At 32.9% G+C, this 9824-nt stretch carries 10 protein-coding genes and 2 pseudogenes; 7 read left to right on the forward strand and 5 right to left on the reverse strand.

Going from position 1 to position 9824, the window contains the following annotated elements; all coding sequences use genetic code 11:
- Nucleotides 1-8: 8 nt before the first annotated feature.
- From D5R40_RS15765 to D5R40_RS15785, 6 genes and pseudogenes are all read left to right on the forward strand, one after another.
- Nucleotides 9-221 carry a hypothetical protein gene (locus tag D5R40_RS15765; protein ID WP_124143486.1) on the forward strand — a complete coding sequence of 71 codons (213 nt, stop codon included), beginning with the start codon at nt 9-11 and terminating at the stop codon, nt 219-221.
- Between the two features lie 271 nt (nt 222-492).
- Entirely contained in the window at nt 493-1146 is a 654-nt protein-coding gene (locus D5R40_RS15770; protein WP_124154886.1) for a nitroreductase family protein, read from the forward strand.
- Between the two features lie 203 nt (nt 1147-1349).
- Complete coding sequence (locus tag D5R40_RS15775) at nt 1350-3281, forward strand: hypothetical protein (RefSeq protein WP_124154887.1); 1932 nt, start codon at nt 1350-1352, stop codon at nt 3279-3281.
- A gap of 349 nt (nt 3282-3630) precedes the next feature.
- Nucleotides 3631-3999: pseudogene (locus D5R40_RS42660) on the forward strand (sulfotransferase family 2 domain-containing protein); the annotation flags it as partial.
- A gap of 84 nt (nt 4000-4083) precedes the next feature.
- On the forward strand, nt 4084-4227 hold the full coding sequence (locus D5R40_RS39645) for a hypothetical protein (RefSeq protein WP_240038788.1): 144 nt from the start codon (nt 4084-4086) through the stop codon (nt 4225-4227).
- Nucleotides 4228-4235: 8 nt separating this feature from the next.
- Entirely contained in the window at nt 4236-4388 is a 153-nt protein-coding gene (locus D5R40_RS15785) for a hypothetical protein (protein ID WP_124143489.1), read from the forward strand.
- Nucleotides 4389-4620: 232 nt separating this feature from the next.
- Here the strand turns inward: D5R40_RS15785 and D5R40_RS15790 are convergent, their stop codons facing one another.
- The 3 genes from D5R40_RS15790 to D5R40_RS15795 all read right to left on the reverse strand — a co-directional run bounded on the left by D5R40_RS15790 (nt 4621) and on the right by D5R40_RS15795 (nt 6579).
- Complete coding sequence (locus tag D5R40_RS15790) at nt 4621-5391, reverse strand: ABC transporter permease (RefSeq protein ID WP_124154888.1); 771 nt, start codon at nt 5389-5391, stop codon at nt 4621-4623.
- Nucleotides 5392-6127: 736 nt separating this feature from the next.
- On the reverse strand, nt 6128-6259 hold the full coding sequence (locus D5R40_RS41095; protein WP_282433634.1) for a hypothetical protein: 132 nt from the start codon (nt 6257-6259) through the stop codon (nt 6128-6130).
- Between the two features lie 80 nt (nt 6260-6339).
- Nucleotides 6340-6579 carry a hypothetical protein gene (locus tag D5R40_RS15795; RefSeq protein ID WP_124154889.1) on the reverse strand — a complete coding sequence of 80 codons (240 nt, stop codon included), beginning with the start codon at nt 6577-6579 and terminating at the stop codon, nt 6340-6342.
- A 434-nt stretch (nt 6580-7013) separates the two neighbouring features.
- Between D5R40_RS15795 and D5R40_RS15800 the strand changes: the two genes are divergently transcribed.
- Entirely contained in the window at nt 7014-8168 is a 1155-nt protein-coding gene (locus tag D5R40_RS15800; RefSeq protein WP_124154890.1) for a DegT/DnrJ/EryC1/StrS family aminotransferase, read from the forward strand.
- Between the two features lie 1064 nt (nt 8169-9232).
- On the opposite strand, the gene D5R40_RS15805 is transcribed toward D5R40_RS15800, so the two are convergent.
- Nucleotides 9233-9421 (reverse strand): hypothetical protein, encoded by a 189-nt coding sequence (locus D5R40_RS15805; protein WP_124143493.1) that lies wholly within the window; start codon nt 9419-9421, stop codon nt 9233-9235.
- A gap of 43 nt (nt 9422-9464) precedes the next feature.
- A pseudogene (locus D5R40_RS42030) lies at nt 9465-9647 on the reverse strand (zinc ribbon domain-containing protein); the annotation flags it as partial.
- Between the last annotated feature and the right edge of the window lie 177 nt (nt 9648-9824).

Raw genomic sequence — 9824 nt, forward strand, 5'->3', positions numbered from 1 at the left:
TAAATATTATGCAATATGAAGAACAATTAGATAAAATTAATATTAATTTATTCCCTATTTCCGATGTTTATGCTGCTATAACTTTATATGGTATTTTTATAGCAGTTTTCATTAACATAGAATACAGAGATTTTGGCTTAAAGGCAGAAGCCAGAGGGCAGAAGGCAGAAGCAATGCAAGTCTACCTTTGTGAAAACCGCTATAAAGATTGTGAGACCTAATAATTGCTGAATATAGGATTACTAAAAAATCTCTATAGCAATCCTTTCTAATTTGTAATATTTGAGTGACAGTCAAGAGCCATAATTTTAGAAGTTTTCAGTTGAAATTAACTACTATAAAAATTGTCACAACTAATTTAGGATTTCTATATCTATAATTTCTTCTTATTCCATTTTTATGTCAATCTTAGTTTCACACCTTAAAATAGAAAAACTATAGTTCAATAACAAAGAAATAAAAAAATTCAACTACAAATTATATTTTTATTTTATGGAACCAAGCATTAATTTAAAGCAAGCTATTGAGAAGCGTCGCTCTGCTCGTGCATTTAGTAAAAATTCAATTCCTAATGTAATCCTAGAAGAAATTTTACGTCTTGGTATGATGGCTCCCTCTGGTTTTAACTTACAACCTTGGCGTTTTATTGTGGTTAAAAAACAAGAGAATAAAGAACGACTTAAGGCTTGTGCTTTTAATCAACGCCAGGTAGGAGAAGCTCCAGTAGTTTTAATTTGTTGTGGCGATCGCCATGTATCTAAACCAGAATATATAGAATCTATAATTGAGTTGCGCAAAGAGCATGAAGCTATCAATGATACTTATGCAGATTATATGAAAAATTCAATCCCTAAAATGTTTGAAAGTCCTTCTTCTTTTGAGTCTATGGAAGCTTGGATAAATAGGCAAATAATGTTAGCAGTAGCTCACATTATGCTCGTTTCTAGTAGTTTTGGAGTTGATAGTTGTCCTCTGGAAGGATTTATTACATCTCAAGTTAAAGCAGCATTTAATATTCCAGAGCAAGTAGATGTTTGCTGTCTATTAGCAATGGGTTATGCTGCTGAACCATTTAAAAAATATGGTGGACGTCTTTCTTTGAGCCAGGTTTGCTTTCAAGAAACCTATGGACAGAATTTTGTATGATCGACCAATTATACTAATTTGACTAAAAAATGTGACAAAACTGTTTTTATATGTAACAAGGATTTATAACAGATATTTATCCAAATGGTATTATTAGTAGTTTTATATTCAGGATTATTGATTTAATTACAAAATTAAAAAGCATAATTCCTAAAATAATTAATACAGCTAGCAAATTAAACAATCAAATTATTAACTAGAAAATGAAAACAGCAATCAGAAATATTAATACTCAGATATTAGAGGATAATTTACAAAAAAGCTGGCAATCTTTGAGAAATTTCAATGATGCTTGTAAAATTCAATGTGATTTAAAAGCTGGAACATTATTAGTGATTTGTGAACATCCAGCAAATTTAGTGATAGATCGAGAGAAAACAATTTCTGAGTTAAAAGGTATAGTTCAAAAACAACCACTAGAATCTATTGAGAAAGTAGGTATTTGTTTAAATGCGATTGGTCATATATATCCTTATGCTTATCATTCATTTTTTACAAAGAGTCGGCAAGAAGAGTCTACATTAACTTTTCTCCCAAGATGGGTAGATGGAGATATGGGCGATCAAGTAAAAATTACACCTGAATTTTTAGATTCTTTAGATAATCCATTTGATTTAAAAAATTTAGAACAGATATCTATTAGGTTAGAGTCTGAGCTAAATACTAATGTTGAGAAAGAGTATATTCCTGGAAAGAAAAGTCAAAACTCAGATATTAAAATTACTTCAAAATTACTGGATGATTTAGATAACCCTTTTGATGTGGAAGGATTAGATATATCTCTTAAAAAATCCAGAAGAACAGCAAAACATTCTCATAATGTAGGACAAACATCAACTGTTAACTTCAGTACTTTCTCTAAAGTAGAATTTCTCAGTGCCAGTTTAAGTTTGACAATTTTAATAGGCTGTTTTTATGCAATAACTCAACCCTGTGTGATTGGAAAATGTATGATTGTACCCACAGCAAAAGACTTAAATCAGCAATCATTAGAAACAATTAAAAATTCAAAAAACTCTTTGGCTCCAAAGCAAGCAAAAGAAAAGTTAGAAAAAGCAGTTCAAGATTTAGAAAAAATTCCATTTTGGTCAATACATTATCTAGAGTCACAACATTTAAAATCTACTTACAAAGCAGAAATTCAACATTTGGAAAATATTCAAAAAGCTTTAGCAAAAGGTCAACAAGCAGCTCAAAATAGTAAAACTTTGCCACTAAAAGTAGAAGATTGGATAGAAACTCAATCACTTTGGCAAAATGCAATTGTCTTACTAGAAAAAGTACCAGGAGATAGTAGTGCTTATCCTTTTGCCAAGAATAAACTACAGCAATATCGTAAATATTTAGTAGCGATTAAAGGTAGATTAACAACAGAAGAAGTGGCAGATCGAAAACTAATTGCTGCTAAAAAATCAGCTCAGTTAGCAAATACTAGAGAAGTAGTAGCTCAGTTTCCTGAAAGCTGGAAAAGTGTATATTCAAGTTGGGAAGATGCCTTGGATAAAATATCTTCTGTTCCACCACAAACAACTGCCTATTTAGAAGCTAAAAATTTACTCCCTCAGTATGAACAAAAACTTCAGTTAGCTGAGGAACGTAGAATTATAGAACAAATTGGTGAAGAGTATTATGATCAAGCTATTAGTTATGCGAAACAAGCTGAAGTTTTTGAGACAAAAGATAATTGGCAAGATGCTGTGAAATATTGGCAAAATGCTCTAAATTCTGCTGAAGAAGTACCTACTACTTCTAGTTATTTTGCTAAAGCAAAACCTCTCATTAAATCTTATGATACTATTCTGAAGATAGCACAAGCTAACCAGAGATTTTTGGATACTATAGCTAAAGCTGGTCAAGATTTAAGTAAAACTTGTAAAGGGACACCGAAAATTTGCGAATATAGTATTACGAAGGATTTAATTACTGTACGTTTAACTTCTGACTATGTGGATAAAATTAAGAAAACAGCTCAGGATTTAAAAAATAATAAAGATCAAAAGAGTTTGACTCAACTAGAAAAACATTTGAAAACTTTACAGATAGCTTTGAAGGCTATTAGTAATAATGCCAAGATTCCTTTAGAGGTTTATAACCCACAAGGTTTAAAAGTTGCTGCTCATATTCCTAATAGTTGAAGTGAGGGAGTGAGGGAGTAGGGGAGTAAGGGAGTAGAGGAGCAGGGGAGCAGGGGAGTGTTGGTAATTAACATCATACTTTTAGAGTGAGAATTTAGTGAAGATAAAAGTCTTAAATATCAGAAAACTGCTACTTTTTGAAAGTCGAAACATGGTGCTGTATTTTAGAAGCGATCGCTCAATTGGATAACTTTTCTAATTTTCTCTTTTCATTATGATAATTTCTCACAAATATAAATTTATTTTCCTGAAAACAATCAAGACTTCTGGTACATCAATTGAAATTTATTTATCTAGATTTTGTGGTGACGATGATGTAATTACTCCTATATCTTTGTAAGATGAAGCTATCAGAAAACTTCTTGGAAAAAGACAACAAAATTATTTAGATTTTGATGCTCAGGGAAATGAATACAAAAAGTATTTCAATCATATTACTGCTAAAGAGATTAAAAATGTAATAGAATCTTCGATTTGGGATAGCTACTACAAGTTTTGTTTTGAAAGAAACCCTTTTGAGAGAGCTATATCTTGGTACTATTTTAGCTGTCGAAACAAATCTATTAAATTTAACGACTGGCTAAAAAATAACTATTCTAATTCATCAAAAAACAATTGGAATATTTACACAATCAACGATAAATTAGCAGTCTATTTTATTGGTAAATATGAAAATATTCGCTCAGATTTAACTTTCGTCTGTCAGAAATTAAATATACCATTCGATGGATATTTACCAAAAGCTAAAGGATTTTTCAGAGATGACAACCGCCCTTATTATGAATTTTTGAATGCCGAACAAATGCAAGTAATCGGTGAATGTAATTCAAATGTTATTGGTTTATTAGAAAATTATGGTAGTGAAAATCAAAATAATCACAATGTTTCAATTTCAGATAAAGAAAAAGAACAACCAGAACATTATACTCAAGAGTATGAAAATTAGAGGAAGCTTTGATTGCTTATGCTCAAGGAATTGGAATTAATTCCAAAAAATATTGGGCTTATTATCATACACTAGGTGGTATTTTTCGAGAAAATAATCTTTATGGAGAAGCAATAGAAGCTTACTATCAAGCTATTAAAATTAAACCAGATTTTCCCTGAAATCACTATCATTTAGGAGTAGTGTTCAAGAAACAAGGAAAATTAGATGAAGCTTTCACTTAATTATCAAAATGCTATATATCTTGGACTCACTATTATTGAAGATTAGTCTTAGAGAAATTAAGACCAAAACTCATAAAGTATCGATCTATAGACTCATATACTTTCCTTCTTTCTTCTTTCTTATTCTTTCTTATTCCTTCTTCCCTCTTCCTTCTTACTTCTTCCTTCTTTATAAATTTTGCAATTGCGCATCCTGATTAAAAAATTGTCTACATAAACTATAAGTAACTAATAAACTTGTCACCAAATTTGCAAAAGCCAAAAGAAACATAATTAACATTTGATATGCCACAGCATCCAAAGGATTAACACCACTTAATAACTGACCAGTAACAATTCCAGGAAGTGTAACTATTCCAATTACCATCATCTGGTTTAAATTCGGTATTAATGCAGCACGAATAGCATCTTTTCTATACTTAGCAACTGCTGTTTGTGGAGTTGCCCCTAAACTTAAATAAGTTTCAATTTCCACCGGACTAGAATTAATTATACTGACAAGTCTTTCTCCAGCGATCGCTGCTCCATTTATCGCATTTCCTAATACAATTCCCACCAGTGGAATTAAATATTGAGGTTCGTACCAAGTTTCAGGTTGAATAACTAATAAGTTGGTATAACTGATACTTAAAACGGTACTGGTTAAAATCGAACCCCAAACTAAAGGTAATAATCGAGGTATTTTTTTACTAATTCTATTTTTAGCAACAACAGAAGCAACTGTTAACATAACAGTAATTATAGCGAGCGCCAACCAAGGTTGTTTATAATCGAATACTATTTCTAATACATAGCCAACAAATATTAACTGTACAATAGTACGAATTGTCGCTATTAATAGTTGCCATTCTAATCCTAATTTTTGCCAAGCTGATAGACCAATAGCTATCGCAATAAGTCCTAAAGCCATAGCTATATCTGTAATTGTTAATTGAATCATATTCGTTACTTATACCAAATTTATAAGAAGTTTCATAGAATAATATTTTAATCAGAATTGACAGTAGATTAAGACATACAGGTTAATAAATTTCATAATTCTGTGCAACTTCATATAAAATTGGTATGTTGAATTTTATATTAGTTAGGGCTTGCTGATTAACTCTCAAAACATTGACAGATAAAGCCAAGTTCCTTTTAAGTCGAAAAAACTGTCAGTTTTTCAGTCTAAAAAGCTCAAAAAATCAGTACAAAAAATCAGTATTTTAGGCAGACAAGAGCAGAAAAATCACTTTGACAATTCTTCCTCCTACCTCCTATATAGTTCTCTGTTCCTCCTGAGTCCTACCCTCACCAAAAGACTTTTCAGCAAACCCTAGTTATTAAAAATCATAATGAACCTCACTAGAAGTATTATGCTTTCTAGTGAGGTATGACTAATTTATATTAATGTATATTCTGAAATTCTAATTTTTAGAAGACCTAGCTAGGAATAGTTAATTAGAATTGCAGATATGAGGATTCTTTAAATGTAAGCATTTCCTGCGGAATGCTGCGCAAACAGCTATTAGCGGTCAGCTATTACTAGGTCATGCTGCGCAAACAGCTTTTTAATAGACATCTCCACCAAATGAGGGAGTAGGGAGTAGGGAATAGGGAGAAAGAATTGATAATTGCTGTGCAATAATTGATTTGATTTTTTATTATTGGAGATGTCTAATGAATAAAGCAAGCATTCATTTAATTTCTACTACATTCCCCACCACATATTCGTACTCTGAAGCTTTGATAAAATTGCTTTTTTCTCCTTTAAAGGTAATAAAGCTGATAGCTGTTAAAGTTAGCGTTAGCTCCTCTGCAAGAGGCATTTCCTCCGATAGGAGCCTAGCTGACTGCTGAATGCTTACCTTTGAATTAACTTTAAGGATGCTTGGAATTAACTTTAATATTAGCTAATAGCCTCACTCAAGTCATCATAATCTATAGCTGGTTCAGGAGGATTTTCAAGACCTGACTTATAAGTATCAGGTATGACTTTCCAAACTAAACCACCAAAGCGATCGGCACATCTTTTTTGTATACTCTCTATTAACTTTTCACCATAGTAATATTTTTCTTCTTCCCAATACACATTCTCTTTTTTTCCAGTTTCTTTGTTATCAACTGTTATCACAGAATATTTTGACATTGTATTCTCCTATTATGAGTTAAGTAATAGAAAACTCTAATTACTCTTAGGCCAATTGAAATTTTACTTGTCTTGGCAATAAATTCAACCATTTATTCTAGATGCAAATATATCAAATATAAAAAGAATTATACTACTACCTAAAGTTATAGATTAGGTAAAGTTTTGATTGAGTTAATACTAGAAAATATCTATCCTTAGATTGTAGCTAAAATAAAATTTTAGCAATCTTATTTGAGTTGTGAGATATTGTAGATTTTAGGAAATAGGGAATAGGGAACAGGTATGGGAGAAACACCGAAGCAATAAAATTATCACAAATGATTTAGGATTGCGATTACAAGACTCACGTTAACAGTAGCTTGATTTTCTGAGTCGGTTATCATATCAAGAAATTTTACTAGCCTTTTATTCTTTAATTTCTCACTCTGAATATGACTAATGTTCCACCTCTAGATTTAACACAACAGTATAAATCGATCTCTGAAGAAATAAACAGCAGAGTCCAAGAAGTACTCAGCTCTGGTCGCTATATTGGTGGCTCTATTGTTGATGAGTTTGAACAACAATTTGCTAACTATATAGATGTATCTCATTGTGTATCCTGTAACTCTGGTACTGATGCTCTATTTCTAGCTTTACGAGCTGTAAATATTGGGCCTGGTGATCAAGTAATTACTACTCCTTTCACTTTTTTCGCTACCGCTGAAGTAATAAGTGCTGTTGGAGCAACACCAGTTTTTATTGATATTGACCCCCAAACTTTTAACTTAGATATTGAACAACTCCAATCAGCAATAACTGAAAAAACAAAAGCTATTTTGCCAGTACATTTATTTGGTCAACCAGTAGATATGACCAGGTTAATGGCGATCGCTCGTTCCCATAATTTAATAGTTATAGAAGATTGTGCCCAAGCTACAGGGGCTGAATGGTCAGGAAAAAAAGTAGGAAGTTTTGGTGATATCGGTTGTTTTAGTTTTTTTCCTACTAAAAATTTGGGAGCTTTTGGAGATGGAGGTGCTTTATCTACTAATAACTCGGCGATCGCTAACCAAGTACGGATGCTCAAAAATCATGGACAGTCTGCCAAATATTTTTATGAACATATCGGTATTAATAGTCGCTTGGATACCATACAAGCTGCAATTCTACAAGTTAAGTTGCGTTATCTAGATAGTTGGAATGAGCAACGTCGGGATTTAGCAAATCGTTACTTTGAATTTATGAGTGGAATAACTCCTGTAGTTCCTCCTCAAGAGTTGACTGGTAGTAGATGTGTTTGGAATCAATACACGATTAGGGTCAAAAGTCAAGATTTAGAAGCTACAGTAAAGTCTCGTTTTTCTAATTCTCTACGGGATTTGATTCGCATTCAGTTACAAAAAAAGGGAATAGGTTCAACGGTCTATTATCCTACTCCTTTACATTTACAGCCAGTTTACAAATTTTTGCCATTCCGTCAGTTGCCAGTGGTAGAAAAAGTTTGTCATGAGGTTTTGTCCTTGCCTATATTTCCGGAACTTTCTACTCAACAACAAGAACAAGTTATATTTGCTTTGAAGGATTGTTTACAAGAACTTTTATAGTCAGAAATTACGCCAAGGTACTACATATAGCAGATAAAAACTATAGCACTATGGTATATATAGTGTTTTTGTTGGAAAAATGCTTCAAGAATTTAAAATTTAGAATTTAGAATTACCTCTTCTTGAAAGGAAAGGATTGGGTTACAGCGCTTTTCATTCGAGTAGACCACAAAGTCAGCCATCTATTGTGGAATTTGCAGTCCTTGTTTCGCTTACCACCGCTCCACCTACCACCTAACTTTTTAACTATGGTTTACCCATTTAAAAACTGCTGTACAAGGAATTTTTTTCTTCTCTTGGTCCATTGAATATGGTGAGGTCTCCTCGCCATCCCACCCTACGGGAAGCTACGAAGATCGACCGCTTTTTTCTCCATGAATGGAGAGGCTTTATACCTTAATTTTTCGGTAAGATTTTCAACCAGATTTAGTATTATAAAAATTTTTACTTAATTTGCTCGTAATTTCTTTAACAATTTCTCGATCGCTTGAGTTTTTTTTACAACTGATAACTGATAACTGAAATGACCTGTTTTAGCAGATTTGGTGGTAACAATTACCCAATCATTAGAAACCAGTAATTAAAGATATCGTTGGCAGTAGTTTTACCGATAAATTGTGGTTTAAAGCCTCCACTTTTAAGGGGAAAAAGAAAAAAAAAATCCTTTGAGTCAATCCTCTTCTTTTCAAGGAGAGGCAATAATTAATTATTAATTATTAATTGTTGAAACTCCTCTGAATTGAATTTAAAGGTAGTTGAAATGTTGTCAAATTTATTCAATAAATTAAAGTAAAAATGATTTGCTATGATGGGGATAATCATGGCGATATACTACTAACAGGTGCAATAATTATTGTATTTTTTGTTGATACTAACTCTTGCCGTTGTTTGTGTAATTTTATTGCTTGTATCTAATGATTTTTCTCTTTATTCATACTTAATTCTCAGTAAACGTTGCGATCGAATTGAGGATGACTGTGGATATGTTCTAATATACTGCTGATAATTTCTAGACCAAAATAAGATTTTTGATTGTTAGATCGGGATTTATTTTTAGGAGACATCTAGTGGTTTTGTTGGGTATGTCGCAATAGGAATTTTTGCTTAGTCTGATATTTTTTTGGTAGTCGGTGGTTTTGTTGGGTATGTCGCAATAGGAATTTTTGCTTAGTCTGATATTTTTTTGGTAGTCGGTGGTTTTGTTGGGTATGTCGCAATAGGAATTTTTGCTTAGTTTGATATTTTTGTGACATTGACATCCTCCCCGGCCTGAAGGCACGGGGATTCCTACCGAGCCTAAGCTCCTCGGTGGGTTGACGTTTCTTTGGCTGCTGCTAGCTTGAAGTTAGTCTTATGCTTGCCTCCACGTCCGTTTAGTGTCTCGGACTGCCCGCCCGCGACTAATATATTTATTGCTGCATTCTCGTCTCGATCATGTTTTGCACCGCAGTTGAGGCACTCCCATTCTCGCACCTGAAGGTCTAGCTTCCCACCTTTAAAGCCACAATTTGAGCAAACTTGGGATGTTGGCTCAAGGGCGACTAATTACTCTGAAATCGCGACCATATTTTTCTGCTTTTCCTTCTACAAAAGTCCTGAATGTTCTCCAACCGTGCATCTGATACCCACCCCTCTTGCTCCCCTCCCGGGAGGGGA

Source organism: Okeania hirsuta (genome assembly GCF_003838195.1).
GTDB classification, from domain to species: Bacteria; Cyanobacteriota; Cyanobacteriia; order Cyanobacteriales; family Microcoleaceae; genus Okeania; species Okeania hirsuta.

Coding starts and splice junctions, on each gene's coding strand:
- D5R40_RS15765 (WP_124143486.1), top strand. CDS start 9: ATGCAATATGAAGAACAATTAGATAAAATTAATATTAATTTATTCCCT.
- D5R40_RS15770 (WP_124154886.1), top strand. CDS start 493: ATGGAACCAAGCATTAATTTAAAGCAAGCTATTGAGAAGCGTCGCTCT.
- D5R40_RS15775 (WP_124154887.1), top strand. CDS start 1,350: ATGAAAACAGCAATCAGAAATATTAATACTCAGATATTAGAGGATAAT.
- D5R40_RS39645 (WP_240038788.1), top strand. CDS start 4,084: ATGCAAGTAATCGGTGAATGTAATTCAAATGTTATTGGTTTATTAGAA.
- D5R40_RS15790 (WP_124154888.1), bottom strand. CDS start 5,391: ATGATTCAATTAACAATTACAGATATAGCTATGGCTTTAGGACTTATT.
- D5R40_RS41095 (WP_282433634.1), bottom strand. CDS start 6,259: ATGCCTCTTGCAGAGGAGCTAACGCTAACTTTAACAGCTATCAGCTTT.
- D5R40_RS15795 (WP_124154889.1), bottom strand. CDS start 6,579: ATGTCAAAATATTCTGTGATAACAGTTGATAACAAAGAAACTGGAAAA.
- D5R40_RS15800 (WP_124154890.1), top strand. CDS start 7,014: ATGACTAATGTTCCACCTCTAGATTTAACACAACAGTATAAATCGATC.
- D5R40_RS15805 (WP_124143493.1), bottom strand. CDS start 9,421: ATGTCACAAAAATATCAAACTAAGCAAAAATTCCTATTGCGACATACC.